Source organism: Streptomyces kebangsaanensis, from assembly GCF_001906585.1.
In the GTDB taxonomy this organism is placed as follows: Bacteria; Actinomycetota; Actinomycetes; order Streptomycetales; family Streptomycetaceae; genus Streptomyces; species Streptomyces kebangsaanensis.
This window is the reverse complement of record NZ_JUJA01000163.1, coordinates 100277-125591: the sequence shown is the minus strand read 5'-3', so window position 1 is coordinate 125591 and position 25315 is coordinate 100277. Positions and strand designations below refer to the sequence as shown.

General features: G+C 73.1%; 25 protein-coding genes, 1 other RNA gene and 4 pseudogenes. 15 read left to right on the top strand and 15 right to left on the bottom strand.

The window, feature by feature from the left end; genetic code table 11:
* A pseudogene (locus RH94_RS45180) lies at positions 1 to 442 on the bottom strand (hypothetical protein); the annotation flags it as partial.
* Positions 443 to 639: 197 nt separating this feature from the next.
* On the opposite strand from RH94_RS45180, the gene RH94_RS32275 reads away from it, so the two are divergent.
* From RH94_RS32275 to RH94_RS32265, 3 genes are all read left to right on the top strand, one after another.
* On the top strand, positions 640 to 1488 hold the full coding sequence (locus tag RH94_RS32275) for a Nif3-like dinuclear metal center hexameric protein (RefSeq protein ID WP_073951882.1): 849 nt from the start codon (positions 640 to 642) through the stop codon (positions 1486 to 1488).
* Positions 1489 to 1561: 73 nt separating this feature from the next.
* The gene (locus RH94_RS32270; protein WP_456154175.1) at positions 1562 to 2245 is read left to right on the top strand and encodes a zinc ribbon domain-containing protein; all 684 of its coding nucleotides are present in this window, start codon (positions 1562 to 1564) and stop codon (positions 2243 to 2245) included.
* Between the two features lie 11 nt (positions 2246 to 2256).
* Positions 2257 to 3651: a bifunctional RNase H/acid phosphatase gene (locus RH94_RS32265; RefSeq protein ID WP_073951880.1), complete on the top strand. Its 1395-nt coding sequence runs from the start codon at positions 2257 to 2259 to the stop codon at positions 3649 to 3651.
* On the opposite strand, the gene eda is transcribed toward RH94_RS32265, so the two are convergent.
* From eda to RH94_RS32245, 4 genes are all read right to left on the bottom strand, one after another.
* The gene (eda, locus tag RH94_RS32260; RefSeq protein WP_073951879.1) at positions 3626 to 4258 is read right to left on the bottom strand and encodes a bifunctional 4-hydroxy-2-oxoglutarate aldolase/2-dehydro-3-deoxy-phosphogluconate aldolase; all 633 of its coding nucleotides are present in this window, start codon (positions 4256 to 4258) and stop codon (positions 3626 to 3628) included. The genes RH94_RS32265 and eda overlap by 26 nt on opposite strands.
* 163 nt (positions 4259 to 4421) lie before the next feature.
* A complete protein-coding gene (gene yaaA, locus RH94_RS32255) occupies positions 4422 to 5204 on the bottom strand; it encodes a peroxide stress protein YaaA (protein WP_073951878.1) in 783 nt (260 codons plus the stop codon).
* A gap of 60 nt (positions 5205 to 5264) precedes the next feature.
* Positions 5265 to 5852, bottom strand: a complete 588-nt coding sequence (locus RH94_RS32250) for a hypothetical protein (protein ID WP_073951877.1) — start codon at positions 5850 to 5852, stop codon at positions 5265 to 5267.
* Positions 5849 to 6604 carry a MerR family transcriptional regulator gene (locus RH94_RS32245; RefSeq protein WP_073951876.1) on the bottom strand — a complete coding sequence of 252 codons (756 nt, stop codon included), beginning with the start codon at positions 6602 to 6604 and terminating at the stop codon, positions 5849 to 5851. Before RH94_RS32245 ends, RH94_RS32250 begins: the two co-directional genes overlap by 4 nt.
* A gap of 164 nt (positions 6605 to 6768) precedes the next feature.
* On the opposite strand from RH94_RS32245, the gene RH94_RS32240 reads away from it, so the two are divergent.
* The gene (locus RH94_RS32240) at positions 6769 to 7347 is read left to right on the top strand and encodes a Uma2 family endonuclease (RefSeq protein WP_073951875.1); all 579 of its coding nucleotides are present in this window, start codon (positions 6769 to 6771) and stop codon (positions 7345 to 7347) included.
* A 55-nt stretch (positions 7348 to 7402) separates the two neighbouring features.
* Positions 7403 to 7806, top strand: an RNA gene (rnpB, locus tag RH94_RS32235) — RNase P RNA component class A.
* 95 nt (positions 7807 to 7901) lie between these two features.
* On the opposite strand, the pseudogene RH94_RS40055 reads toward rnpB, so the two are convergent.
* Positions 7902 to 8009 (bottom strand): annotated as a pseudogene (locus RH94_RS40055) (non-reducing end alpha-L-arabinofuranosidase family hydrolase); the annotation flags it as partial.
* A 749-nt stretch (positions 8010 to 8758) separates the two neighbouring features.
* Here RH94_RS40055 and RH94_RS32230 point away from each other — a divergent pair.
* Positions 8759 to 10000, top strand: coding sequence for a cellulose binding domain-containing protein (locus RH94_RS32230; protein ID WP_073952004.1), 1242 nt, complete (start codon positions 8759 to 8761; stop codon positions 9998 to 10000).
* 610 nt (positions 10001 to 10610) lie between these two features.
* Here the strand turns inward: RH94_RS32230 and RH94_RS32220 are convergent.
* On the bottom strand, positions 10611 to 10991 hold the full coding sequence (locus tag RH94_RS32220) for a winged helix-turn-helix transcriptional regulator (protein WP_073951873.1): 381 nt from the start codon (positions 10989 to 10991) through the stop codon (positions 10611 to 10613).
* A gap of 138 nt (positions 10992 to 11129) precedes the next feature.
* Between RH94_RS32220 and RH94_RS32215 the strand changes: the two genes are divergently transcribed.
* Positions 11130 to 11537 (top strand): RidA family protein, encoded by a 408-nt coding sequence (locus RH94_RS32215; RefSeq protein ID WP_073951872.1) that lies wholly within the window; start codon positions 11130 to 11132, stop codon positions 11535 to 11537.
* 92 nt (positions 11538 to 11629) lie between these two features.
* Here the strand turns inward: RH94_RS32215 and RH94_RS45175 are convergent.
* Both RH94_RS45175 and RH94_RS32210 read right to left on the bottom strand, forming a co-directional pair.
* A pseudogene (locus RH94_RS45175) lies at positions 11630 to 11802 on the bottom strand (IS5/IS1182 family transposase); the annotation flags it as partial.
* Positions 11803 to 12005: 203 nt separating this feature from the next.
* Positions 12006 to 12230, bottom strand: a complete 225-nt coding sequence (locus tag RH94_RS32210) for a hypothetical protein (RefSeq protein WP_073951871.1) — start codon at positions 12228 to 12230, stop codon at positions 12006 to 12008.
* 143 nt (positions 12231 to 12373) lie between these two features.
* Between RH94_RS32210 and RH94_RS32205 the strand changes: the two genes are divergently transcribed.
* Entirely contained in the window at positions 12374 to 12808 is a 435-nt protein-coding gene (locus RH94_RS32205; RefSeq protein WP_073951870.1) for an SRPBCC family protein, read from the top strand.
* Positions 12809 to 13230: 422 nt separating this feature from the next.
* Here RH94_RS32205 and RH94_RS32200 read toward each other — a convergent pair whose 3' ends face one another.
* Positions 13231 to 13593 carry a hypothetical protein gene (locus RH94_RS32200; RefSeq protein WP_073951869.1) on the bottom strand — a complete coding sequence of 121 codons (363 nt, stop codon included), beginning with the start codon at positions 13591 to 13593 and terminating at the stop codon, positions 13231 to 13233.
* 160 nt (positions 13594 to 13753) lie between these two features.
* On the opposite strand from RH94_RS32200, the gene RH94_RS32195 reads away from it, so the two are divergent.
* Positions 13754 to 15736, top strand: coding sequence for a sensor histidine kinase (locus tag RH94_RS32195; protein WP_073951868.1), 1983 nt, complete (start codon positions 13754 to 13756; stop codon positions 15734 to 15736).
* Positions 15724 to 16365: a response regulator transcription factor gene (locus tag RH94_RS32190; protein ID WP_073951867.1), complete on the top strand. Its 642-nt coding sequence runs from the start codon at positions 15724 to 15726 to the stop codon at positions 16363 to 16365. Before RH94_RS32195 ends, RH94_RS32190 begins: the two co-directional genes overlap by 13 nt.
* Positions 16366 to 16476: 111 nt before the next feature.
* On the opposite strand, the pseudogene RH94_RS45170 reads toward RH94_RS32190, so the two are convergent.
* A pseudogene (locus RH94_RS45170) lies at positions 16477 to 16702 on the bottom strand (S8 family serine peptidase); the annotation flags it as partial.
* A 1-nt stretch (position 16703) separates the two neighbouring features.
* The coding region (locus RH94_RS32185) for a S8 family peptidase (RefSeq protein ID WP_234426180.1) at positions 16704 to 17681 on the bottom strand (978 nt) is incomplete at its 3' end.
* 456 nt (positions 17682 to 18137) lie between these two features.
* Here RH94_RS32185 and RH94_RS41620 point away from each other — a divergent pair.
* Both RH94_RS41620 and RH94_RS32175 read left to right on the top strand, forming a co-directional pair.
* Positions 18138 to 18341: a response regulator transcription factor gene (locus RH94_RS41620; RefSeq protein ID WP_324614336.1), complete on the top strand. Its 204-nt coding sequence runs from the start codon at positions 18138 to 18140 to the stop codon at positions 18339 to 18341.
* Positions 18342 to 18529: 188 nt separating this feature from the next.
* Positions 18530 to 19687, top strand: a complete 1158-nt coding sequence (locus RH94_RS32175; RefSeq protein ID WP_079189275.1) for a DUF4190 domain-containing protein — start codon at positions 18530 to 18532, stop codon at positions 19685 to 19687.
* Between the two features lie 28 nt (positions 19688 to 19715).
* Here RH94_RS32175 and RH94_RS32170 read toward each other — a convergent pair whose 3' ends face one another.
* Positions 19716 to 20069, bottom strand: a complete 354-nt coding sequence (locus RH94_RS32170; RefSeq protein WP_073951865.1) for a MazG-like family protein — start codon at positions 20067 to 20069, stop codon at positions 19716 to 19718.
* Between the two features lie 39 nt (positions 20070 to 20108).
* Positions 20109 to 20654 (bottom strand): DoxX family protein, encoded by a 546-nt coding sequence (locus RH94_RS32165; RefSeq protein ID WP_073951864.1) that lies wholly within the window; start codon positions 20652 to 20654, stop codon positions 20109 to 20111.
* Positions 20655 to 20815: 161 nt separating this feature from the next.
* On the opposite strand from RH94_RS32165, the gene RH94_RS32160 reads away from it, so the two are divergent.
* Positions 20816 to 21835 carry an aldo/keto reductase gene (locus tag RH94_RS32160; RefSeq protein ID WP_073951863.1) on the top strand — a complete coding sequence of 340 codons (1020 nt, stop codon included), beginning with the start codon at positions 20816 to 20818 and terminating at the stop codon, positions 21833 to 21835.
* Positions 21836 to 21868: 33 nt separating this feature from the next.
* Here the strand turns inward: RH94_RS32160 and RH94_RS32155 are convergent, their stop codons facing one another.
* Positions 21869 to 22909: a Gfo/Idh/MocA family protein gene (locus tag RH94_RS32155; protein WP_073951862.1), complete on the bottom strand. Its 1041-nt coding sequence runs from the start codon at positions 22907 to 22909 to the stop codon at positions 21869 to 21871.
* Between the two features lie 95 nt (positions 22910 to 23004).
* On the opposite strand from RH94_RS32155, the gene RH94_RS32150 reads away from it, so the two are divergent.
* Positions 23005 to 24348, top strand: coding sequence for a multidrug effflux MFS transporter (locus tag RH94_RS32150; RefSeq protein WP_073951861.1), 1344 nt, complete (start codon positions 23005 to 23007; stop codon positions 24346 to 24348).
* A partial coding sequence (locus RH94_RS32145) for a serine hydrolase domain-containing protein (RefSeq protein ID WP_073952003.1) occupies positions 24306 to 25315 on the top strand: 1010 nt, incomplete at its 3' end. The genes RH94_RS32150 and RH94_RS32145, both read left to right, overlap by 43 nt.

The window sequence follows — 25315 nt, the reverse complement described above, 5'->3', positions numbered from 1 at the left end:
GGGGGCCGCCCGCCACCAGCCACACCGCCGTGGAGCGCGGGCCCACGGCGAGTGCGTACGCCCGCTCGCCGCCCGGAGCCGGGGGCAGCAGCCGCAGCCGGGCGTCCTTCGCGCACTCGAGGGCGCCGAGCGGCAGCTCGCCGGTGCCGGGGCCGGTCGGGTACAGCAGCGAGAAGGCGTGCCGGCCGGCCACCAGCCGCCGGATGAGGACCCGGCCGTCGCCCATCGGCTGCACCTCCGTGCCGGGCTCCTCGGGCTGGTCGCCGGGCAGCGGCACCGCGTACGGCTCGGGGCCGTCCAGGGTCCACCGCTCCGGGTACCAGGAGTCACCGCTGCGCACGAGCCGGGCGGCGTAGGCGCCGTCCACCGTGATCGTGCAGCCCGCCCGCGGGGCACCGTCGTCCTCGCCGGCCGCCGAAGACCCGACAACACAGGTTGTCATTGTTCGGTCACCTCCTGTGAGGACGGTAGTTTTCCTAAGCACAGACGGCGGAGCGGCGGGCGGCGGCTTCACACATACGGGTGGCCCAGGAACGATTCGCCTGAGGAAACCGGGACCGGTGTGCTCGACGGGCACGGTCCCGGAAGGGTCGGCGGCAGCGGTTCAGCCGCGGCGAACACCCAGGTAGCCTTGCACCCGTGCCCCTTCTGTCTGACGTCATCGCCGCGCTGGAGAACCTGTGGCCCGCCGAGCGGGCCGAGTCCTGGGACGCGGTCGGCACCGTCGTGGGCGACCCCGATCAGGAGGTCGGCCGGGTGCTGTTCGCCGTGGACCCGGTGCGGGAGACCGTCGACGAGGCGGTGAAGCTGGGCGCCGACCTGCTGGTCACCCACCACCCGCTGTACCTGCGCGGCACGACGACCGTGGCGGCCTCCACCTTCAAGGGCCGCGTGGTGCACACCCTCATCAAGAACGACATCGCCCTGCACGTGGCCCACACCAACGCCGACACCGCCGACCCGGGTGTCTCCGACGCGCTGGCCGGGGCGCTGGACCTGCGGGTCGTACGCCCCCTGGTACCGGACCCCACCGACCCGGACGGCCGCCGGGGCCTGGGCCGGGTCTGCGAGCTGGACCACCCGCTGACCGTGCGCGAACTGGCCGCCCGCGCCGCCGAGCGGCTGCCCGCCACCGCGCAGGGCATCCGGGTGGCCGGCGACCCCGAGGCACGGATCCGCACGGTCGCCGTCAGCGGCGGCTCCGGCGACAGCCTCTTCGACGCCGTACGGGCCGCCGGCGTCGACGCCTTCCTCACCGCGGACCTGCGCCACCACCCGGCGTCGGAGTTCACGGCGGATCGCGCCCACCGTCCGATCGCGCTGCTCGACGCGGCGCACTGGGCCACCGAGTGGCCCTGGTGCGAGCTGGCCGCCGCCCAGCTCGACGAGATCTCCGACCGCCACGGATGGGACCTGCGCGTCCACGTCTCCAAGACGGTCACCGACCCCTGGACCGCCCACGCGGCGTCCACCGCCACCACTAGTTAATGGGAGCCCCCAACTGAACGCCGCGCCCGCCGACCAGATCCGACTCCTCGACGTCCAGGGCCTCGACGTCCGCCTGCAGCAGCTCGCGCACAAGCGGAAGTCCCTGCCGGAGCACGCCGAGATCGAGTCGTTGACCCGGGACCTCGCGCAGATGCGCGACCTGCTCGTGGCCGCGCAGACCGAGGAGAGCGACTGCGCCCGCGAGCAGACCAAGGCCGAGCAGGACGTGGACCAGGTGCGCAAGCGCGCCGCCCGTGACCAGCAGCGCCTGGACTCCGGTGCGATCACCTCGCCGAAGGACCTGACGAACCTCCAGCACGAGATCGCCTCCCTCGCCAAGCGGCAGGGCGACCTGGAGGACGTCGTCCTGGAGGTCATGGAGCGCCGCGAGTCCGCGCAGGAGCGGGTCACCGAGCTGACCGGACGCGTCGCCTCCGTCCAGGCCAAGGTCGACGACGCGACCGCGCGCCGGGACGCGGCCCTCGAGGGGATCGACGGCGAGGTGGCGACGGTGACGAAGGAGCGCGAGGTCGTCGCCGCCGCCGTCCCGGCGGACCTGCTGAAGCTGTACGAGAAGCTGCGCGAGCAGCAGGGCGGCATCGGCGCGGCCAAGCTGTACCAGCGCACCTGCCAGGGCTGCCGCCAGGAGCTCGCCATCACCGAGCTGGGCGAGATCCGCGCGGCGGCGCCCGACACGGTCGTACGCTGCGAGAACTGCCGTCGCATCCTGGTGCGCACCGCCGAGTCGGGTCTGTAGGGGGCGTCGGCGTGCGGGAGTTCATCGTCGAGGCCGACGGCGGGTCGCGGGGCAATCCGGGGCCCGCGGGCTACGGCGCGGTGGTGTTCGACGCGGCGACGGGGGAGCCCCTGGCGGAGACCGCGGAGTACCTGGACGTCGTCACCAACAACGTCGCCGAGTACCGCGGCCTGCTGGCCGGCCTGCGCGCCGCGCACGCCCTGGACCCCTCGGCGAGGGTCCACGTCCGCATGGACTCCAAGCTGGTCGTCGAGCAGATGTCGGGCCGCTGGAAGATCAAGCACCCGGACCTGAAGCCGCTGGCGACCCAGGCCGCCCGGGTGTTCCCGCCCGAGCGGGTGACGTACGAGTGGATCCCGCGCGAGCGGAACAAGCACGCCGACCGCCTGGCCAACGAGGCGATGGACGCGGGGGCACGGGGCGAGGAGTGGTCGGCGCCGGCCTCCACGGCGACCCTGGACACGGCAGGTGAGGCGGACGCCGGTACCGACGCCCGGGCGGCGCGTGCCGCTGCGGGCGGGACGGTCTCCGACACCGACGCGCGCGGCGATGCCGACGCCGGGGCGCGGTCCGGCCAGGCGGTTGCCGCGCCCGGCCAGGCGGTTGCCGCGCCCGGTCGGGCATCGGCCGGCGTCGGCGCGGGGGCCGTCGGCCGGCGCGGTTCTTCCGGGGCCGACGCCCGGGCCGACGCCGACGTCCGGGCCGACGCCGACGTCCGGGCCGACGCCGACGTCCGGGCCGCGCAGGCCGTCGCGTCGCCCGGCTGGGGGCCCGCCGACCTCGGCGCCCCCGCCACCTTCGTGCTGCTGCGGCACGGGGAGACGCCGTTGACGCCGCAGAAGCGTTTCTCGGGCAGCGGCGGCACCGATCCGTCGCTGTCCGGCGTGGGCCTGGAACAGGCCGAGCGGGCCGCCGCGGCGCTGGCCCGGCGCGGCACGATCCAGGCCGTCGTCTCCTCGCCGCTCACCCGCACCCGCCAGACCGCCACTGTCGTCGCCACCCGCCTCGGCCTCGACGTCATCGTGGAGGAGGGGCTGCGCGAGACCCACTTCGGCGCCTGGGAGGGGCTCACGTTCGGCGAGGTGGGCGAGCGCTACCCGGACGACCTGAACGCCTGGCTGGCCTCTCCGCACGCCGAACCCACCGGCGGCGGCGAGAGCTTCGCGACCACCGCGACCCGTATCGCGGCCACCCGCGACAAGCTGGTCGCGGCCCACGCGGGCCGTACGGTCCTGCTGGTCACCCACGTCACCCCGATCAAGACGTTCGTCCAGCTGGCCCTCGGCGCCCCGCCGGAGTCCCTGTTCCGCATGGAGCTGTCGGCGGCGTCGCTGTCGGCGGTGGCGTACTACGCGGACGGCAACGCGAGCGTCCGCCTGTTCAACGACACGTCCCACCTGCGCTGAGCGCCGCCGCGGCGCGGGCCAGCCGCTCGACCCGGGCCCAGTCCCGGGCGGCCACCGCGTCCGCGGGAACCATCCAACTGCCGCCCACGCAGCCGACGTTGGGCAGCGCCAGGTACTCGGGCGCGCTGTCGGGCCCGATGCCGCCGGTGGGGCAGAAGCGGGCCTGGGGGAGGGGGCCGTACAGCGCCTTCAGATACGCGGCGCCGCCGGCCGCCCGCGCCGGGAAGAACTTCATCTCCCGCACCCCGCGCTCCAGCAGCGCCATGACCTCGGACACCGTGGACACCCCGGGCAGGAACGGCACCCCGGACGTCCGCATGGCCTCCAGCAGCACGCCGGTCCAGCCGGGGCTCACCAGGAACCGCGCCCCGGCGGCCAGACTGTCCGCCACCTGCGCCGGCGTGACGACCGTACCGGCCCCCACCACCGCCTCCGGCACCTCACCGGCGACGGCCCGGACCGCGTCCAGCGCGGCCGGCGTCCGCAGCGTCACCTCGACCGCGGGCAGCCCGCCGGCCACCAGAGCCCGCACCAGCGGTACGGCGTCGGCGGCGTCCTCGACGACCAGGACGGGCACGACGGGGGCGAGATCCAGGACGGAGGACATGAGCTGATCCTGCCCAGGAGGAGCGGGGTGCGCAAAGCGCGTTGCGCAGGACGCAACGCGCCACAGCCGTCCCTCAGCGCTCCTCAGCGGCCCTCAGCGGCTCTCAGCGGCTCTCAGCGGCTCTCAGCGGCTCTCAGCGGCTCTCAGCGGCTCTCAGTGGTTCTCAGTGGATTTCCGTCACCAGCACATCCAGCGCCCACGGCCTCCCCGCCCTCGCGGGCGGCTCCGCCTCCACCACGTACCCGAGGTCCCGCAGCGCCTCCACCAGCCCGGCCGGGTCCTTCGGCACGGCGCCGTCGCTCAGCAGACCGCGCACGATCCGCCCCTTGGTCGCCTTGTTGAAGTGGCTGACGACCTTCCGGGTCGGCGCGTGCAGCACCCGTACGGTCGCCGTCCGCCCGGCGACCTCGCCCTTCGGCTTCCAGACGGCGGCGTAGGCGGCGGACCGCAGGTCCAGCACCAGTCCGTCACCGGCGGCCTCGGGCAGGACGGAGGCCATCGGCGTACGCCAGTGGGCCGAGAGGGCCCCCAGGCCCGGCAGCCTGACGCCCATCGAGCAGCGGTAGGACGGAATCCGGTCGGTGACCCGCACCGCGCCCCACAGTCCCGAGAAGACCAGCAGCGAGCGCGCGGCGCGCCGCCGGGCGGCGGCGTCGAGGGAGGCCAGGTCCAGGGCGTCGTAGAGCACCCCGGTGTAGACCTCCCCGGCGGGCCGCGTCCCCGCCGTGCGCAGTCCGGCGTTCTTGGCGACCTCGCCGCGCAGCCCCTCGCTCAGCCCGAGTACCTCGCGGGCCTTGTCCTCGTCACCGGCACACAGCTCGACGAGCTCCGTGAGGACGGCCTCGCGGGCGGCGGCCAGCCCCGGCAGCGACAGCGACTCCGGCTCCAGCGGGGCACCACGGCCGCCGGGCGCCTTGCCTTCGGACGGGGGCAGCAGGACAAGCACACGTACTCCTTCGGTCGAGCTCCGCGCCAGCGTACGGCGTGCCGCCCGGGCGCCTCCGCCCTACTCCGTCCGCGCCCGCGTGGGGGCGGTGAGGGCGTCCACCAGCGCGCCGGCGTCCTCGGCGTGGAGGCGTACGACCCGCACCGGCCGGCGCCTGCCGAGGAGGGTGACGTGCTCGACGGGGGCGGTCAGTTCCAGGGTGAGCGAGGTCCGGGAGGCGACGGGGACGTTCAGCTCGCCGTCGGCCCGTTCGTGCGTCGTGCGCAGCTCCCGGCGTACGGACGCGATCCGCTCCAGCGGCACGCGCAGGTCGACGTGGACGCCGTACCGTATCCGCAACCCGTCCGCACCGAGCACGTGCGGGCGGACCACGGACGCCGCGTGCAGGGCGACGACGAGGACGACCGTGTACACGTCGAGGAACAGCACCACCGCGTGGGCGGTGGGCCAGTTCCGCAGCAGCACGGACATCATCAGCGTCTCGATCACGCAGACGAACGCCAGCCCGGCCATGACCGGCCCCTGACCGCGGGCGTACCCGAAGGCCCGCCCACCGCCGCCGGTGCCGTGCGTACGGCGCGCGATCCAGAGCGCCAGGCTCGCCATCAGCCGCGCCTCGTGCCGGACGAGGGTGAGCGCGGCTCTCATACCGGCCCCTCGGCGAGGATCCGCAGCGCGCGGCGCACCGCCTCCGCCTGGGCCGGGGCGAAGTCGGCGTAAAGGGCGCGCAGAAAGCCGCTGCCGTGGTCGATGTCGGCCTCCGGGAGCTCCGGAAGCAGGCCGCGGGGGATCAGGGCGGCGAGGGCGCGGGCGGCCTCGTCGACGCGTGGGTCGTCCGGGCCGGCCTCCGCGAGGGCGTCGAGCCGCGCGTACACCTCGTGCCCCCTCGCCACCGCGTCCGGGGTGGCGAAGGCGCCGGCCAGCAGGGCCGCCATCCGCTCCCGGTCCTCCGGGGGCGCCGCGGTGTCGAGCAGCGCGAGGATCTCCCGGTCCTTGGCGGCCATGGGGGAGCCGGACAGGTGCGCCGTGCCGGTGAACAGGGCGGCCAGCTCCGGGGAGACCGGCCCCTCGGCGGGCAGCCCCTGTTCGAGCAGCGCCCGCAGCCGTACCCTGCGCTCCCGTATCTCCGCCTCCTGCCGAGCCAGGTCGGCGTCCAGCTCCTCCAGCACCTCGGCGAGCTCTTTCCCCGCGTCGTCGGCGAGCACGTCCCGCACCTCCGCCAGCCCCAGCCCCAACTCGGTCAGCCGCCGGATCCGGGCCAGCGCGACGGCGTGCCGCAGGGTGTAGTGCCGGTACCCGTTGGCCCGCCGCTCCGGTTCCGGGAGCAGCCCCAGGTGGTGGTAGTGCCGCACGGTCCGCGTGGTGACGCCGACGGCCGCGGCGAGTTCTCCTATCCGCATACGGACCAGTACAGACGTTGACGTCGCGTGAAGGTCAAGCGCACGGTCCGGCGCCTGACGGGGGTCGCGATCGTGTGCCACGATCGAGGGAACGGTTCCCGATCTCATGGACAGGTGATCTTGGGATGTCCGATTCTGGCGAGCGACCGAAGGAGGGGCGTGACATGACTGCCGTGGCTCATGCGCCCATCACGCCGGCCGAGGGCCTGCTGGAGATCTTCCTGTCCCTCGACACCCCGGAGGGATTCCGGGCCGAGCTGATCGAGGGGGAGATCGTCGTGACACCGCCGCCGGACGGGGACCACGAGGACTGCATCGAGTTGATCGTGAACCAGGTGTACGGGCGGTCTCGTACCGGCATGCAGTTCTCCGGGAACAAGGGCCTGCGGCTGAAGAGCGGAGGCGGATGCCCGAAGGATCATGTGATTCCGGACGGTACCTTCGCCCCCAGGGCCCTGCGCCTTTACCGAGGTGCCGACTCCTGGATGCCCTGCGACGGTGTGGCCATGGTGCTCGAGGTGACGTCGACCAAGCCCAAGGCCGACCGCGAGGCCAAGCGCCGTTGCTATGCCCGCGCCGGCATCCCTCTCTACCTGCTCGTCGACCGGGAAGCCTCATCCGTCACGCTGTTCAGCGAGCCGGAGAACGACGACTACCCGGAGCTCTGCACCCGCCCGTTCGGCAAGCCTCTCAAGATTCCCGAGCCCTTCGCCTTCGACCTGGAGACGGCAGACTTTCTCTGACCGGAGTCCGGACGGGACCGGCCGACGCGCCCGGTACCATGGTCCACACGGCAGACGAGCCGGGCGGACGGCCGCGTGGAGCCCTTTCCGGGGCTTCCCGAGGAACGTCCGGGCTCCACAGGGCAGGGTGGTGGCTAACGGCCACCCGGGGTGACCCGCGGGACAGTGCCACAGAAAGCAGACCGCCGGGGATCTCGATCCTCGGTAAGGGTGAAACGGTGGTGTAAGAGACCACCAGTGCCCAGGGTGACCTGGGCAGCTAGGTAAACCCCACCCGGAGCAAGGTCAAAAGGAGCGCCGTGAAAAGCGCTCTGCGCGGACGTTCGAGGGCTGCCCGCCCGAGTCCGCGGGTGGACCGCACGAGGCCGGCGGCAACGCCGGTCCTAGATGGATGGCCGTCGCCCCGGGCTCCGCGAGGAACCCGGGGAACAGAACCCGGCGTACAGCCCGACTCGTCTGCCGCTCCGTCTTCGCCGAGGTCGTCCGGATACGACCGCGTGATCCTCCGACCGGGAGGGGCAGGCCCCCGGTGCGGACCGGGGGCCTGCGACCGGTCAGCAGGTGGAGTTGGTCTGGGTGAGCAGGCCGAGCCGCCACGGGAGCAGGTTGCGGTCGCCGCCCGCGTTGGGGTGCATGCCCTGGTAGAGGTACTGGAGCCGGCAGGGGAAGGAAGACGCCGGCCACCAGGCCGGTGGCAGCGGGCAGAGCACTGCGACGAGGAATTTTTGACGGGATCATGGAATACCCATGGGTGTCGTTCTCTCTGTGCGACCCGGCTGTCGTGGTCGGCGCGTGCCGCCGCCGTCGGTCCGATGGCCGCGGGGATGCTTTTGTCGACGTGCGTTACGCAGGGGTGCCCTGCTTCGTTCGTGCGGTGCGGAGCGACCGGATCGATCCATTGCGTTCGTGATGTCGAACGCGGGCCGACTCGTTGAACAACCTGGATGGTAGGGGGCGGGTGGAATCCGTCAATACCTCTCGCATGATTCGCCGGTCGCATCGAAACATTTGGAACCGGCGCCGGCGTCGGACCGCCGCGGGCCCGTCGCCCGGATGCTGCGGATCGGCGCGGCTCTTTCCGGCCGTCGGCGGTCGCACGGCGGAGTCCGGAGGTCGGATGGTGTTGACATGCCGGGGCGTCTCTCTAGTATCCGTGACGCCCTGACTTTCCGAATGGTGTTCGAAATTGCGAACCACCGAATCCCTCTCGCAGTGTCATGAATATGACATCACGCGCCGCGCATCATCCGCTCACGGCGCCCTTCCGGGAAAGGAGCCCCCGGTGTTCAGACGATCAGGCAGGCGACTGCTCCACCTCCTCGCGGTTGCCGCGCAGAAGGAGAGTCGTACGGTGAAGAGCTCAAGGTTCCCCTTATGGACCCCTGTGGTCGCGGTGCTGCTCGTCCTGACCATGGGAGGCGCAGCACTGGGCAGTGACCGCCACGAGAACACGCCGCTCACGGCCTCCGGCACGGTTGCCGCAACCGTCGGCACCGCTGCCGCGACCCCCGGGTGCGGCAAGGCACCCACCCTGACGAGCGGCACGCACACGATCCAGAGCAACGGCAGGAACCGGAGCTTCATCCTGCGCATCCCGGACGGCTACGACCGGAACCGTGCCTACCGGCTGGTCCTCGGCTTCCACTGGCTGGGCGGCACCGCCGACGACGTCGCCACGGGCCGCACCGTGGAAACGGGCACCTGGGCCTACTACGGGCTCCAGCGGCTGGCGAACAATAGTGCCGTCTTCGTCGCACCCCAGGGCCTCAACAACGGCTGGGCCAATGCCGGCGGGGAGGACGTCGCCTTCGTCGACGACATGATCAGGCGAATCGAGGCGGATCTGTGCGTCGACACGGCACAGCGCTTCGCCCTGGGATTCAGCTACGGCGCCGCCATGTCGTACGCGCTCGCGTGTTCCCGGGCGACGGTCTTCCGCGCGGTCGCGGTCCAGAGCGGCGGGCAGCTCAGCGGATGCAGCGGCGGCACTCAGCCCATCGCCTACCTGGGGGTGCACGGCCTCAGGGACAGCGTCCTCGGCATCTCCGGCGGACGAACGATGCGGGACAGGTTCGTCAGGAACAACGGCTGCACCGCCCAGAACCCGCCCGAGCCGGCGCAGGGCAGCCTGACGCACCGGGTCACCACCTACTCGGGCTGCTCGGCCGGGTATCCGGTCGCCTGGGCCGCGTTCGACGAGGGGCACATCGCCGCTCCGCAGGACGGGGCCGGCGGTGACAGCGGCTCCAGGACCTGGCTGCCGGGAGAGGTGTGGAAGTTCTTCACGCAGTTCCAGACCTCCAACCCGCCACCGGGGACGGCCACCTGCCGGGTCACCGGCACCGTCAGCGCGTGGAACACCGGTCTGACCTCGAACATCACCCTCACCAACACCGGCACCACCGCCATTGACGGTTGGTCCCTGGTCTTCACCCTGCCCGGCGGCCAGGTCATCACCTCCGGCTGGAACGCGGACTACTCGCCCGCCTCCGGCCGGGTGACGGCCAGGAACCTCTCCCACAACGCCACCATCGCACCCGGCGCGTCCGTGGACATCGGCTTCCAGGCCGTCCACACCGGCAATACCGCCCCGCCGAGCTCCTACACCCTCAACGGCACCGCCTGTGCTGTCACGGAGGGGGCACCGAAGTGACCGGGTGGGCCGTGACCAGATGGGCCGGCCGTGCGCGGAAGCGGTGCCCGCGGCCACCGGGAGGACGGACCTGGCCGCCGCCCGCCGGGTGGTGATCCGTCTCCGCACCGCGGGGCCCGAGCGCGATCCGGACGGCGACGGGCAAGTGGACGGGCGGGGTCGTGGTGCCGGACCGGCGGCGGGCCAGGTCGGCGGCGGGATTGTTCTCGGCGGCTGTGCCGGTCGCAGTTCCGGCGGTGGTGCGGGAGGTCGAGGGGGCCGGGCACGCACGGGTGCACCTACCGGCTGCGGGTGTCGGCCACGGCCCGTACCGGGCTGGAGGGGGAGGCGTGCGGTCCGGCCCGGCTGGACCGGATGCTGACCCGGGCCGCGCGAAGGCCCTGAAGGACGTCAAGGACCGGCTGCCCGTGAGCCGGCTACCCCGCTCGCCTGGGCCACCGCCCACAAGCAGGGTGCCGGCGGCCATCCACCGGGGAGAGGGCCGGGCGGCATCCGGCTCGGCCTGCCGGCGGTGGCCGGGCGCCCGGCGAAGACGGTGCCCGGGTCGGAATCGCCGTGACCATACAGGCCGTTGCCCCGCCGACCCGGCTCGCGGGCGAAGCCCGGCCCGTCATCCGTCGAAGCGGTGGCGGGATGCCTCGATGTGACGGAAGTACCGGTGGGTCCAGTCGCACATTCCCTCGACGGTCGCCCGGAGAGCCCGGCCCGGCTCGGTGAGGGTGTACTCGACCCGCGGCGGCACGGTGGGGTGCACGGTCCGCTCGACCAGACCGTTGCGCTCCAGCATGCGCAGATTCTGGGTGAGCATCTTGTGGCTGATGCCCTCGACCTCCGAGCGCACCTCACTGAAGCGCAGGGTGCGCTCACCGAGGGACTCAATGATCAGAAGCGCCCACTTGTTGGCGACGTCCGAGAAGATCTCCCGCGCCAGGGAGTCCGCGCGGGTCAGGTCCGCTTCGTAGGGCGAGTCGTTGAGCTGCTTGGTCACCATGAGGTTCCCCAGTCACTGAAAAGTGCGTTCTTCCACGCCGGCGGCCACTCTCCTATGGTTCCTGAGTAACCACAAGAGACCAAGAGGGCCTTGGCCCGGTGAGACCGGGCCCACGGGCTTTCGTGGCGAGGAGTCAGCATGGCCGTCACCCTGGTGAACCCCGAAGGACTGCCGGAAGTCGACCTCTACCGGCAGGTGTCGATCGCATCCGGAACGAGACTGGTCTTCATCGCCGGACAGGTCGCCCGGGACACTGACGGGGTGACGATCGGCGAGGGGGATCTCGCCGCTCAGGTCGAGCAGTGCTATCTCAACGTCGGCACGGCCCTGGCCGAAGCCGGAGCCTCCTTCGACGACGTGGCGAAGCTGACGGTGTACCTCGTCGACTGGACCCCCGACAAGATGCCCCTGTTCCTGGACGGAGTCGCCAGGGCGGCCGCGAAGCTGAAGACCACCTCGGCCCCGCCGTTCACGGGGGTGGGCGTCGCCGCCCTGGCCGGACCCGACCTCCTGGTCGAGGTCGAAGCCACCGCGATCATCAGCTGAAGGCTCTCCTGCCGCGCTCCGCGGCGATTCCCCGCGACGCCACGAGCCACTGAGCCCTTTCAACCTCAGTTTGAAGCAGCTTGAAGCGTTGAAAAACTGGCGGTGAGCCGAGCGTAGGTGTGCCCGCACCGTAGGGGGCCGACGCCGGCAACGCCTGCCGACCCGCCGGAAGCCGTCGCCACCGCGTCCCACGCTCCCCGCGCCGGGCGGACAGCAGCCTCGACACGTCCCGCCGGGGCGTCGACACCGAACCCGGCCCCGGCAAGACGGTCTGGGCCGAGATCGACCCGGGCTGAGGCAGGTCAGGCCGGCGGAAGCGGGGGCGGGCCCGGTTGCTGCCACTCTGGAGGACCTGCGGGTGCGACACGGTTTCGCCGAGCCGCTCGCAGAGCCGGTGGTGCCGCTCGATCGCGGCGACCACGATCTGCCACCACCACGTCAGCCGCTCCCACCCCGCATAGAGCGAGGTTAACTCCCTTTGCAGGGCGCGCAGTTCGCGGACGGTGTGCCACCGCCTCTCCGGTACTGCCGCGGATGCTGGTCGACGAGGTTCGCGGCGACGCCCGGCAGGACGAGCGGACCGGCCGTTTCACCGGCCATGCGGCGGAGGACGTCCCGGGTGGTGGCGAACAGCGAGTACAGCGAGATGAGCGCCGCCCGCGGCGAGCCCCGGTCCTCCCGCAGCGGCTGCACCCGGACGCGCCAGGCACCCGCCGACGGCTTCGCCCGTGACCGGCGGGGCGCTTCCCGGTCTGGTTGCCGCGTGGCCGACTCGCGGCGCAACCTGGAAGGGACCGGGGCCCGGGCAGCCGGGCGGCCAGGAGGCGAGGTTTGTGATGAGCAGGCTCCAGGAGCACATCGACGTCAACGCCCCTGCACAGAAGGTGTGGGACCAGCTGCACCGCATCGAGGAGTACTCGTCGTTCATGGACGGGGTGCGGCGCGCCTCCGCGCACGGCGGTGACCGCGCCCGCCTCGATGTCCGGACCAGCGGTGGTGAGCAGGCGCTCGAGGCCGTCCTCTCCGACCGCGCCGACGAACAGACCATCGCCTGGCAGACGCAGGGGAGCCCGGAACTGCAGGGCACCCTCTCGGTCAGGTCCCTGGACAACGACCACAGCCAGGTACAGGTCCGGATGGAGTACGACCCGCAGACCATCCAGAACACCTTCGGCGGTCCGAAGGGAATGGCCCAGGTCCACGCGATCGAGCGGACGGTCCGGGGCGATCTGGAGCACTTCCGGGATCTCGTGGAGCGAGAGAAGGGCTGACTTGGCGCCCGACTTCTCTTCCCGCCCCCACAGGGGCTCCACAGGGGCGGGCGAGGCTTTCGCGCGCGGCCGCGGTCGCGGGACCCGGAGTCCGGCACGGCGGCCACGACGGTCGGCCCGTTCCGGCGGACGACGGAACCCCGCCCGGCGATCAGCGGCAGCGCGGCCCGGGCGGCGCCGGGGTGGGCCGCGCTGCCGGTGATCGCCGTGCCGATCCCGGCGTCCGGCCGGAACGGGAGGACGAGCATGTACGCCGCCGGCGCGAGTGCGGGCAGCGGGGCGAGGGCCGCCGCCGTCACCCGCCAGACCCGCGCAGGTCGCGAACGGGGCGACGGGCCGGTGTTCCAGGCGTGCCCGGCCTGCCCGGCCTGCCCGGCCTGTCCGGTATGCCGGGGGCGGTGTCCGCCGCGGTGGAGGTCATGTCATCCTTCCGCCACGGCGCGGGTCCGCAGCGCCGAGGCGACCAGCGCGACGCCGGCGAGGGTGACGAGGAGGGCGACCGCGACCGCGCCGACCAGCGCTCCGGGCACGTCGTCGGCGAAGAACGCCGGAACGGCGCTGAGCCCCGACAGCAGCCGGGTGACGATCACGGCCACCGCGCCGGCGCGGCTGCCCCGCCAGGCCAGAACGGCGCCGACCAGGGTGATCAGTCCGAGTACGGCGCCCACGACGGCCACCGCGACCGGGGGGTGCTCCCCGTCGCCGAACGGCAGCGAGATCACGTCGACGAGACCGAGCAGGCCGGACAGGACCAGTCCGGTGGCGAGAAGACGGGTGCGGTTCACGGGGTCCTCCTGAAGGTGGGTGAGCACCGGTGTCGGAAGGACCGGTGCCGTGTCCGCAGTCTGGGTTCGCGGGGCGGGTCCGCGGATCGGGGCCGGCCCGGGACCGTTCTCCGTGCTGCCACGTATTCACTCCCGGTGACCGCCGCCCTACCCTGGGCGCGTGGCAATCCGGGGTCTGTTCGCCGTCGCCGCCGCGGTCCTGACGGGCGTGCTGGCGGCTGCCGGAGTGGTCCTGGCCGTGCTCGGCGGTGACGGGGGTGCCACCACGGCGTTCGCGGTCGGTGTGGCGTTCGGACTGCCCTCCGTCGTGCTGGGCGTGGTGGTGGCCGTGCGCCGTCCGGACAGCGTGGTCGGGCTGCTGCTGGTGCTGGTCGGCGCGACGGCGGTGTGGCTCACGGTCGGCGAGCTGGGCGGGCCGCTCCTCGCGCGGCGGCCGGGCCTGCCGTTCGCGCGGTGGTACGCGGCCCTGTCGCAGGGCGACTGGATGTTCCTGTACGTTCCGGCCGCGCTGCTCATGCTGGTCTTCCCCGACGGCAGGCTGCCGGGGCGGCGCCGGCGGTGGGCGGCGGCCGGACTGCTGGCCGTACCGCCGCTGTTCATGCTGCTCGCGGCGCTGGACCCGGCACCGTTCCGGCCGCCGTTCGAGGCGATGCCGCACCCCGTGCGGGTGCCCGAGCCCTGGCTCCCGGTGCTGAGCGCGGTGGCGTTCGCCCTGCTGCCGGTCTTCCTCGGGCTGCTGATCGCGTCCGCCGCGGCCGTGGTGGTCCGCTACCGGCGGGCGGCCGACGACGTGCGGCGGGCGCAGCTGAAGTGGTTCGCGCTCGGTGCCTCCTTCCTGCCGCTGACGCTGCTGCTGTGCTGGACCGGCTACCTGTTCCTCGGCGGGCCGGAGTTGGCGGTCGTGGGCCTGGCGGCGACGGCCCTGGCGATTCCGGTGGCCACCACGATCGCGGTGCTGCGGCACGACCTCTACGACATCGACCGGGCGATCAGCACCGCCGTCACCTACGGCCTGGTGACCACGGCCCTGCTGGGCTTCTACACGGCCGCCTCGTTCGTGGCCGGCCTTGGCGCCGGACGGTCCTCACCGGTCGCGGCCGCCGCGGCCACCGCCGTCTGCGCCGCCGCGCTGTCCCCGCTGCGCACCCGGCTCCAGCGGTGGACCGACGGGCGGTTCTACCCGGCGCGGCAGGCCGCGCTGACGGCCGTTCAGGTGCTGCGCGGCCGTATGCACGCCGGGCAGGCCCGGCCGGAGCAGCTGGAGCAGGCTTTGCGCGAGGCGCTGCGCGATCCGCTGCTCCGGGTCGGCTACCGGCTCCCCGGCACGTCCGGGCTGGTCGACGCGGCGGGCGCGGCGCTGGACCCGGGCCAGGCGTACGTGGCGCCGGTCCGGCTCGGCGGGCACGACATCGGGGCGATCGTGCGGGGCGCGGCCGGCAGCCGGGAGCTGCTGCGCGAGGTGGCGTCCGCCTGCGTGCTGCTGGTGGAGGTGGTCCGGCTGCGCATAGAGGTCAGCCGGGCCCTGGCCGAGGCCGAGGCCGGCCGCGGCCGGCTGCTGCACGCCGGGTACGAGGAGCGGCGGCGGCTCGAACGCGACCTGCACGACGGGGCGCAGCAGCGCCTGGTCTCCCTGGGCATGGCGATCCGGCTGGCACAGCGCCACCTGGACGACGGCACGGTCGACGTCGACGACCTGCTCGACCGGTCGGTGGCCGAACTTGCTTCTGCTGTAGCCGAGTTGCGGCAGATCGCGCACGGCCTGCGGCCGAGCAGCCTGGACGACGGGCTCGGTCACGCGCTGGCCATGCTGGCCGGCCAGGCCCCGGTGCCGGTGGAACTGGAGGTCTGCGCCGACGAGTTGCCCGACGACGTGGCGCTGACCGCCTATTACGTGGCGAGCGAGGCGATGACCAACGCCGTCAAGCACGCCGGCCCGGCCGTGATCGGCGTCCGGGTCAGCCGGGCCGGCGACCGGGTGACGGTGCGGGTGGACGACGACGGGCCGGGCGGCGCGGCGTTGCGTCCCGGCGCCGGGCTGGCCGGGCTCGCGGACCGGGTCGAGGCGGCCGGGGGCACGCTGCGGCTGTCCAGCCCGGCGGGCGGCGGCACCCTGGTGGAGGCGGTGCTGCCGTGCGCGTGGTGATCGGCGAGGACTCGGCGCTGTTCCGGGAGGGCTTGGCCCGCCTGCTGGCCGATGCGGGCCACGAGGTCGTGGCCAAGGCACAGGACGCCCCGGAGCTGGTCTCCGCGGTCATGGCCACCCGCCCCGACCTGGCGGTCATCGACATCCGGATGCCGCCCGACCTCACCGACGACGGAGCCCGGGCGGCCCGGCGGATCCGCGACGCCCATCCCGGGCTCGGGATCGTGCTGCTCTCCCAGCACGTCGAGACCCGGCACTCCGTCGACCTGGTGTCCCGGGGCGGGTTCGGCTACCTGCTCAAGGACCGGGTGTTCGACGTCGACGACTTCCTCGACGCGCTGCGCCGGGTGGCGGCCGGGGGGTCCGCCCTCGACCCCGAGGTGGTGTCGCGCCTGATCGGGGCGCGCCGGGCCGCCGATCCGCTCGCGTCCCTGACCGCCCGGGAGCGCGAGGTGCTGGCGCTGATGGCGGAGGGCCGTACCAACGTCGGCATCGCCCGGCGGCTGTGGCTCACCCACCGCACGGTGGAGACCCACGTCAGCTCGATCCTCACCAAGCTCGGTCTGGCCAACTCCGAGGAGGACCACCGCCGCGTGCTGGCCGTGCTCCTCTACCTCAACCGGGCCTGACGCCGGGCGCGCGGCGGCCTCGATCCGCTCGGTCCGCTCGCCGGCCGGAAAAGCGCTGTTTCCCGGAGACGCGGCGGCCTCCGGGAAACGGCGTTCATACCTGACTCGGTGTTACGGGACGAGACGCAGGAGCTTGTTCGGCGAACCGGTGCCCGGGCTGGTGACCACGCCCGAGGTGGCGCCGTTCACCAGGGCCGCGGAGACCTGTGCCGGGGTGGCCGTGGTGTGGCCCGCGAGGTAGACCGCGGCCGCGCCCGCGACGTGCGGTGTCGCCATCGACGTGCCCGAGATGGTGTTGGTCGCGGTGTCGCTGGTGTGCCAGCCCGCCGTGATCGAGNGGAGCCGGGGGCGAAGAGGTCGAGGACCGAGCCGTAGTTGGAGTAGCTGGCCCTGGCGTCCGTGCTGGTGGTGGCGCCGACCGTGATCGCCTCGGTGACACGGGCGGGGGAGGAGGAGGACGCGTTGGTGTTCTCGTTGCCCGCGGCGACCGCGTAGGTGACACCGCTGGCGATCGAGTTGCGCACGGCCGCGTCCAGGGAGGCGGAGGCGCCGCCGCCCAGCGACATGTTGGCGACCGAGGGGCCGGAGTGGTTCCTGGTGACCCAGTCGACGCCCGCTATGACGCCGGCCGTGGTGCCCGAGCCGTTGGCGTCGAGCACGCGGACCGCCACGATCCTGGCCTTCTTGGCGACGCCGTAGGTGGAGCCCGCGATGGTGGTGGCGACGTGGGTGCCGTGGCCGTTGCCGTCCGACGGCGTACCGCCGCTGACGGCGTCGTAGCCGTACGAGGCCCGCCCGCTGATCTGCGAGTGCGTGATGCGTACACCGGTGTCGATGACGTACGCGGTCACGCCGCTGCCCGCCGAGTCCGGGTAGGTGTACGTGCCGGAGAGCGGACGTGCCGCCTGGTCGATGCGGTCCAGGCCCCAGGGGGCGTTGGTCTGCGTGGCGTCGAGGTGGACCTTCTGGTCCTGTTCCACCATGGCGACCGCCGGGTCGGCCGCGAGTCTTCTGGCCTCGGTCGCCGAGAGGTTCGCCGTGTAGCCGTTCAGCGCACTGCCGAACGTCTTCTTCACCGAGCCGCCGTACTTGGTGACCAGGCCCTTGCCCTTGCTCGACGCGGACTTGAAGCCCGCGGTCTTCTTGAGCGTGACGATGTAGCTGTTCTTGATCGCCGTGGGGGAGTCGGCGGCGAGCACTTTTCCTTCGGCCGGGGCGGCCTGGGCGGGAAGTGCGGTGAGTCCGCCCAGAAGGGCGGCGGTCGCAACGCCGGTGAGGGCGGCGAAGCGGATCTTCCTGCTACGCGGTTGTGCCATGTGAGGGAGTCCTCCTCAGGCAAGCGCGCCTGGGTGGGGCGCGCGATGTGGGGGTGCGCGCGGGGTCGCGCACACGGCCCTGAACGCTGCGTTCCGATCAAGGCCGAGTAAAGAGTGTGGTAACTGTGGCTTATAATCAAGGGAGTTGAAGGCTTGACATGTAAGCGTCATTGCTGTGCGGTGAGTGGGACCCACCTCACCACCGGTTCCGCCGTCACCGGAACGGATCGTCGCGACGCGGGCCTTCCCCTCGCAGCGACCACCGAAAGGGTCCGCACCTGAGGAAGTTGATTCTTTTACCCTGAGGACGCCTGCTTCAGGTGACTGGGCCGACGACCTGCGGTCACCCTCGAACAGGGGTGTGTACCAGACCTCACGGTCGATCCGCGCATCGCTCAACCGCGCCGGCGTGCCCGCCACGCTCTCCCACGAGAAGCCCGTGTTGTCGACCCGCTCGTGTCCCTGACCGCCCGGGAGCGCGAGGTGTTGGCGCTGATGGCGGAGGGCCGTACCAACGTCGGCACCGCCCGGCGGCTGTGGCTCACCCACCGCACGGTGGAGACCCGCGTCAGCCCCATCCTCACCAAACTCGGCCTGGCCAACTCGGCGGAGGACCACCGCCGCGTGCCGGCCGTGCTCCTCTACCTCAACCGGCCCTGACACCGGGCATGCGGCGGACTCCGTCCGCTCGTCGACCGGGAAGCCGTACCGGCCACTCTGTTCGGCTTCAGCGAGCCGGAGAAGTGCCCGCAGCCTTGTGTTCGACTTGATCAGGGGGTGATCTTTGTAGCGCCCACCTGTTTTCGGCCGCCCGCCGCGGCGAGACGGCCAGGAAAGGCAGAGCTTCCGTGTCGATTCCCCCGCCCCCGCCCCCGCCCCCGCCCCCGCCGTCGTACCCGTACCAGCCGCCCGTGCCGCCGCCCGGACCCGGACAGCAGTGGGGTCCGACGCGGCCGCCGGTGCGGCCGGTACTGAACGGCCTCGCGGTCGCGGCTCTGGTGACGTCGCTGCTGTGTCTCGCCCCGCTGGGGCTGATCCTCGGTGTCGTCGCGCTGGTGCAGATATCCAGGAAGGGACAGCGGGGCAAGGGCCTCGCGATTGCCGGGATCTCCGTTTCCGGTGCGGTTCTCCTGCTGGCCGCCGCCGTCGTGGCGGGGGTGCTCAACTTCAGGGTGTGGACGATTTCCGCCAGGGACGACAACGGTGAGGTCCCGGGGCGGGGGTGGAGCACGGTCCACTTGCTGAAGGTCGGTGACTGCTTCAACCCGGGCGCGGAGTTGCCGAAGTGGGACAGACCGCCGCTGGGCGCGAGCGTGGAGATGGTCCCGTGCGACGAGTCGCATCGAGGAGAGGCGTATGCCACCTTCGCGCTCTCCGAGCAGCGGGACTTCCCGGGCCGTGACGCGATCGGGGCGATCGCGGGACCGCAGTGTACGGAGCTCCTCTTCGACTACTCGGTGGACCCGGTGGCCTTCGGGTATCTGCGGACCTACTACTACTATCCGGACGAGCGGGGCTGGGCTGCCGGGAAGCGCACCGTGCTGTGCTGGGCGGCGCTTTTCGACGGGGCCGAACTGGACACCTCGGTACGGCGTGGCGCGTCCGACCTGAGCACCGACCAACTGGCTTTCGTCTCGGCCGTGAAGCCGCTGACCGTCACATCCGCACTCCAGCCGGTGAATGACCCCCGGCAGGACCTCGCCGGCGCCAAGGCCTGGGCCGGTCAGATGGCCGAGGCGCAGGCCGAGACGATCCAGCTGCTCAAGGATGCCGAGCTGCCGGGGGCCGAGCGGCCGGTCGAGCAGCTCGTGGCGGAGCTCGAAGCGGGGCTGCCGCTCCTGCGGCAGGCGGCCGAGGCACGCGACGCGGACACCTTCCACGGGCACCTGCGATCCCTGGAGCAGCACAACCCGACCCAGCACGTCCGCCGGATACGCGGTCTGCTGGACCTTCCCCAGCCCTCGACCGAGCCGACACCGGCGCTTCGGGGCACGGCCGGTGGGTGAGCCGTCCGCCAGGTGCGCCCGTCGCCCCTCAGGCCTCCCCGCCCGCCCCCAGCGAGCGCCGCGTGACTTCCGCCAGGTGCCGGGTGAAGACCTCCCGTGCCTCGGGGGTCAGCGTGCGCAGGGCCACCAGGGCCGTGATCGCCACGTCGCACAGTTCCGCCTGGACGTCGTCCCAGGTGTGGGTGGTGCCCTTGCGCGGGTTCTGGCCGGTCGCGCCGATCACCGCCTGGGCGACCTCGCCGGTCTCCTCCTGGAGCTTCAGGATGCACAGGAGCAAGCCCTCCCGGCCCTCGTGGGTGCGGTGGCCGTCCAGCCAGGTCCACAGGGCGTCGACGGCGGACCAGAGGTCATCGGCGGGTGCGGAAACGCGCTGATCGGTCATGGACCGCAGCCTGCCACGGCCCGACCTGATACCGAAGGCCTACTCCTCGAAGAGCACCTGCTGCTCGCCCTCCCTCTCCTTCCGCAGCCGCTTGATGCGCGCGCCCACGACCACCGACGTCACCGCGCCCACCGTGGCGAACGCCGCCGGCACCATCCAGCCGCGGTTGACCGCGTGGCCGAAGGCGTGGTCCACGGAGAGCCGGCCGGGGCCCGTGACGGCCAGACTCGCGGAGGTCAGGCCCAGGGAGACGGCGTACTCGTAGCCGCCCTCCTGGGCGAAGAAGCCGTTGGGCGCGTGCAGCGCCGCCGCCCCGGCCATCGCGCCGGCCGCCGCCGCGCCCGCCGCCGGGGTGGCCAGTCCCAGGGCCAGCAGCAGCCCGCCGCCCGCCTCCGCCAGGCCCGCCGCCATGGCGCTCGCCTTGCCCGGCCGGTAGCCCACGGACTCCATGAACTTGCCGGTCCCCTCGATCCCGCCCCCGCCGAACCAGCCCAGCAGCTTCTGCGCACCGTGCGCGGCCAGCACACCGCCGGTGCCCAGCCGGAGCAGCAGCAGGCCCAGATCACGTCGGTCGTAGCAGTTCACGGTGACTCCCCAGGCAGACGGCGGGAACGGGAGGAGGGCACTCCTCCGCGTCCTTCCGCGTTTCCACCCTCGCACCGTCCACACCCGCCCGGCCCGGGCGGCAAAAAAGCCTCTACGGCGTCTTGCCCTCGCGTGCGCTTCAACTCCTAGCGTCTGCGGGCATGGAGATCACCAGGACCACCGGGACCACCGCCACCTTCACAAGGACGCTCGGACGCAGCGGGATCGAGGTCAGCGCGCTCGGGTTCGGGTGCTGGGCGATCGGCGGGGAGTGGCAGTCGGCGGACGGGCAGCCGCTCGGCTGGGGGAGAGTGGACGACGAGGAGTCCGTACGGGCGGTCCGGCGCGCCCTCGACCTCGGTGTCACCTTCTTCGACACCGCCGACGTCTACGGCTGCGGGCACAGCGAAAGACTGCTCGGGCGGGCCCTCGGCAAGCGCCGGGACGAAGTCGTCGTCGCCACCAAGTGGGGCAACCTCTTCGACGAGCGCACCCGGACGGCCGACGGCCAGGACGCCACCCCCGAGCACGCCCGGCGCGCGCTCACCGCGTCCCTCGCCCGCCTCGGCACCGACCACGTCGACCTCTACCAGCTGCACATCGCCGACGCCCGCCCGGCCGACGCGGCCGAACTCCGCGACGCCTGCGAGGCGTTCGTGGCCGAGGGGCTCGTACGCGCCTACGCCTGGAGCACCGACGACCCCGCCCGCGCGGCCGTCTTCGCCGAGGGCGAGCACTGCACGGCCGTGCAGCACGCGCTCAACGTGCTCCAGGACGCGCCCGCGATGCTCGCGCTGTGCGAGGAACTGGACCTCGCGAGCATCGACCGCAGCCCGCTGGCCATGGGGCTGCTCACCGGCGGGCACCACGCCCGGCGCGCGCCCCTGGAAGCGGGGGACATCCGCAGCCGGCCGCCCGCCTGGCTGCCGGGGTTCGGCGACGGCTCCGGCGCCGACCCCGAGTGGCTGGCCCGGGTCGAGGCGCTGCGGGAGGTCCTGACCAGCGGCGGCCGTACCCTCGCCCAGGGCGCCCTCGCCTGGCTGTGGGCGCGCAGCCCGAGCACCGTCCCCATCCCCGGCTTCCGTTCGGTCGCCCAGGCCGAGGAGAACGCGGGTGCCCTGACGAAGGGGCCGCTCACCGCGGCCCAGTCGGCCGAGGTCGACCGGATCCTGGGGAGGTGACCAGGCCGACTGCCGTCTCTGCCTGACGGTGTCTCAGGCCGGTACCGGTACCTCGGCCCGGCCCGCGTCCGGATCGCCCGCCTCGCCCGGGTAGCGCACGCCGATCCGCTCCCGGATCGCGTCCAGCGTCCGCATCACCGCGAGGGTGCCGTCCAGCGGCACGAGCGGCGACTCGGTCTCGCCCGCGCGCAGCGCCCGCATCACCTCCAGGGCCTCGTGGCGCAGGGACGTGCGCGGGCCGTCGGCCGGGTCCGCGGTGAACTCCTCCGGTTCGCGGCCGTCGCGGTGCAGGACGAAGCGCTCGGGGTGGAAGAAGCCCGACGGGACGTCGATACGGCCCCGGGAGCCCGTGATCGAGGCGCAGGTCGCCGTACCGCCGCTGATGGAGCAGTGCACCTGGGCCAGCGCGCCGCCGTCCCAGGACAGCAGGGCGCCGGTCTGCAGGTCGACGCCCTCCGCGGAGAGCACCGCCCTGGCCGTCACGTCCGACGGCTCGCCGAGCAGCAGCTGCGCGAACGACACCGGGTACACGCCGAGGTCGAGCAGCGCCCCGCCGCCCAGGTGCGGGTCGCGCAGCCGGTGCGAGGGCGGGAAGGGGCCGGCGAGGCCGAAGTCGGCCTGCACGGTGCGCACTTCACCGATCGCGCCGTCGTCGACCAGCGCCTTCAGCCGCCGTACCAGCGGATTGCAGTACATCCACATGGCCTCCATCAGGAACCGGCCGTGCCCGCGCGCCAGCGCGACCAGTTCCTCGGCCTGCCGCAGGTTCAGCGTGAACGGCTTCTCGCACAGCACGTTCCGCCCGGCCTCCAGACACAGGCCGGCGGCCGTCCGGTGGGCCGCGTGCGGGGTGGCGACGTAGACGACATCGATGTCGGCGTCCTCGGCGAGGTCCTTCCAGGAGCCGTACGCCCGGGGGATCCCGAACCGCTCGGCGAACGCCCTCGCCGGCTCCTCGCCGCGCGAGGCCACCGCCACGACCTCCGCGTCCGGCAGATCCACCAGGTCCGCCGTGAACGCGGCCGCGATCCCGCCCGTCGCCAGGATCCCCCAGCGCGTCCTCTGCTCCGTCATCCGGTCCCCCACCCTCGCTCCTGGCTCGCACGACCCTCGGCACCGCGTACGAGCTGAGAGCATAGGTGGCGGAACGACCGGAGAGGGAGGGGCACATGTCCGAGGGTGGGGCGTCGGCACCGCACGCGTCGCGGGCGGCGGTACCGGGCAAGGGACCTGGACTCGAACCCCGACCCGGACTCGAACCCCGGTCCGGACCCGGACCCGGAGCCCTCCGGCCGCCGGCCCGCCGCACCAGCCTCCTGGTGACCCTGATCCTCGGCGGACTGACCGCCACACCCCCGCTCGCGATGGACACGTACCTGCCCGCGCTGCCGGAGGTCACCCGGTCCCTGCACGCCCCGGCCGCGACCGTCCAGCTCACGCTGACCGCCTGCCTGGTCGGCATGGCGCTCGGGCAGCTGGTCGTCGGCCCGATGAGCGACCGGTGGGGACGCCGGCGCCCGCTGCTCGCCGGACTGGCCGTCTACGTCCTCGCCACCGCGCTGTGCGCCCTCGCGCCCGACGTCGAGGTGCTGATCGCCTTCCGGCTGCTGCAGGGCCTGTCGGGCGCGGCCGGCATCGTCATCGCCCGGGCGGTGGTGCGGGACCTGTACGACGGCGTGGCCATGGCCCGTTTCTTCTCCACCCTGATGCTGATATCCGGGGTCGCCCCGGTCGTGGCGCCGCTGATCGGCGGTCAGATCCTGCGGGTGACCGACTGGCGGGGCGTGTTCGTCGTCCTGACGGTGGTGGGAGCGCTGCTGGCCGCGGTCGTCTGGGCGCGGCTCCCGGAGACCCTGCCGCCCGCCGAGCGGCACAGCGGCGGCGTCGGCGAGACGCTCGGCTCGATGCGGCAACTGCTCGCCGACCGCGTCTTCACCGGCTACCTGCTCACGGGCGGCTTCGCCTTCTCGGCGCTGTTCGCGTACATCTCCGCCTCGCCGTTCGTGATCCAGGAGATCTACGGCGCCTCCCCGCAGACGTTCAGCCTGCTGTTCGGGCTCAACTCGATCGGGCTGATCGTCGTCGGCCAGGTCAACGGCAAGGTGCTGGTCGGCCGGGTCCGCCTCGACCGGGTCCTGGCCGTCGGCCTCGCGGTGGTCGCCCTGGCCGCGGCCGCGCTGCTGCTGATGGCGGCGGGCGCCCTCGGCGACGTGGGCCTGGTGCCCGTGGCCGCCGCGCTGTTCGTGCTGATGTCCGCGATGGGCATCACCCTGCCCAACACCCAGGCCCTCGCCCTGATGCGCACCCGGCACCACGCGGGCTCCGCGTCCGCCCTGCTCGGTACGTCCACCTTCCTCATCGGCGCGGTCGCCTCCCCGCTCGTCGGGATCGCCGGGGAGCACACCGCCGTGCCCATGGCGGTGGTCCAGCTGGCGGCCGCGTTGGTGGCGGCGGCCTGCTTCACGGGAATGTGCCGTCCCTGGAACCCACGGAGCCCGGAGGAAGAGAGCTGAGCGCGCCGAGACTGCGCAGGGACACACCGCGGAAGGCCGGACTCGACGCCGGAGAGCTCCGCCGGCTCGTCCGCGAGGTCCACGGCCTCACCGCCGGGGAACACCCCTGGGCGGCGGGCGCCGTCGTGCTCGCCGGGCGCGGCCCGGTGGTCGCCGTGGCGGAGGCGGCGGGCTGGGCCGTGCGGTACGCGTCCTACGACCCCCGGGCCGGCCGGGGCGTCGAACTGCCGCCCGCCGCGCGGGTCCCGATGGCCGTCGACACACCCTTCGACCTGGCGTCCCTGACCAAACTGTTCACGGCGGTCGCGGCCGTGCAGCAGATCGAGCGGGGCACGCTGGGCATCGACGCGCGCGTGGGGGCGTACCTGCCGGAGTTCCGCGCCGCCGCCGCGCACGGCGTCACCGTACGGCAGCTGCTCACCCACACCTCCGGACTGCGTCCCGAACTCCCGCTGTACGACTGCCCCGACGACGCCTCCCGCCTGGCGATGCTGCGCACGGAGGCCCCGGTGGGGGCGCCCGGCACGTACACCTACTCCGACCTCAACCCGCTCCTGCTCCAGCACGTCCTGGAACGCGTCACCGGCCGGCCCCTGGACGTCCTGGTCCGCGACGGCATCACCCGCCCGCTGGGCATGACCTCGACCCGCTTCGGCCCGTGCCCCGGTGCGGCGGCCACCGAGGACCAGCGGCGGCCGTGGGCCAAGGCGGACCGGGGCATGCTGCGCGGCGAGGTCCACGACGAGAACGCCTGGGCGCTGGGCGGGGTGGCCGGTCACGCGGGCCTGTTCTCGACCGCCCCCGACCTGGCGGTTTTTTGCCGCGCCCTGCTGGCGGGCGGCTCCTACGGCCCGGCCCGCGTCCTGGGCCCCGACTTCGTCGAGCTGCTGCTGGCCCCGCCGGGCCTGGGGTTCGCCGTGGACCAGCCGTGGTTCATGGGGGAGCTCGCGGGCGGGGGAGCGGCGGG

What these genes read in the sequence shown, in the direction of transcription:
- RH94_RS32220 (WP_073951873.1), bottom strand. Translation starts at nt 10,991, where the DNA reads ATGGTGACCAAGCAGCTCAACGACTCGCCCTACGAAGCGGACCTGACC.
- RH94_RS32230 (WP_073952004.1), top strand. Translation starts at nt 8,759, where the DNA reads ATGGGAGGCGCAGCACTGGGCAGTGACCGCCACGAGAACACGCCGCTC.
- RH94_RS32245 (WP_073951876.1), bottom strand. Translation starts at nt 6,604, where the DNA reads ATGCGGATAGGAGAACTCGCCGCGGCCGTCGGCGTCACCACGCGGACC.
- RH94_RS32250 (WP_073951877.1), bottom strand. Translation starts at nt 5,852, where the DNA reads ATGAGAGCCGCGCTCACCCTCGTCCGGCACGAGGCGCGGCTGATGGCG.
- RH94_RS32160 (WP_073951863.1), top strand. Translation starts at nt 20,816, where the DNA reads ATGGAGATCACCAGGACCACCGGGACCACCGCCACCTTCACAAGGACG.
- eda (WP_073951879.1), bottom strand. Translation starts at nt 4,258, where the DNA reads ATGTCCTCCGTCCTGGATCTCGCCCCCGTCGTGCCCGTCCTGGTCGTC.
- RH94_RS32150 (WP_073951861.1), top strand. Translation starts at nt 23,005, where the DNA reads ATGTCCGAGGGTGGGGCGTCGGCACCGCACGCGTCGCGGGCGGCGGTA.
- RH94_RS32205 (WP_073951870.1), top strand. Translation starts at nt 12,374, where the DNA reads ATGAGCAGGCTCCAGGAGCACATCGACGTCAACGCCCCTGCACAGAAG.
- RH94_RS32240 (WP_073951875.1), top strand. Translation starts at nt 6,769, where the DNA reads ATGACTGCCGTGGCTCATGCGCCCATCACGCCGGCCGAGGGCCTGCTG.
- RH94_RS32155 (WP_073951862.1), bottom strand. Translation starts at nt 22,909, where the DNA reads ATGACGGAGCAGAGGACGCGCTGGGGGATCCTGGCGACGGGCGGGATC.
- RH94_RS32215 (WP_073951872.1), top strand. Translation starts at nt 11,130, where the DNA reads ATGGCCGTCACCCTGGTGAACCCCGAAGGACTGCCGGAAGTCGACCTC.
- RH94_RS32170 (WP_073951865.1), bottom strand. Translation starts at nt 20,069, where the DNA reads ATGACCGATCAGCGCGTTTCCGCACCCGCCGATGACCTCTGGTCCGCC.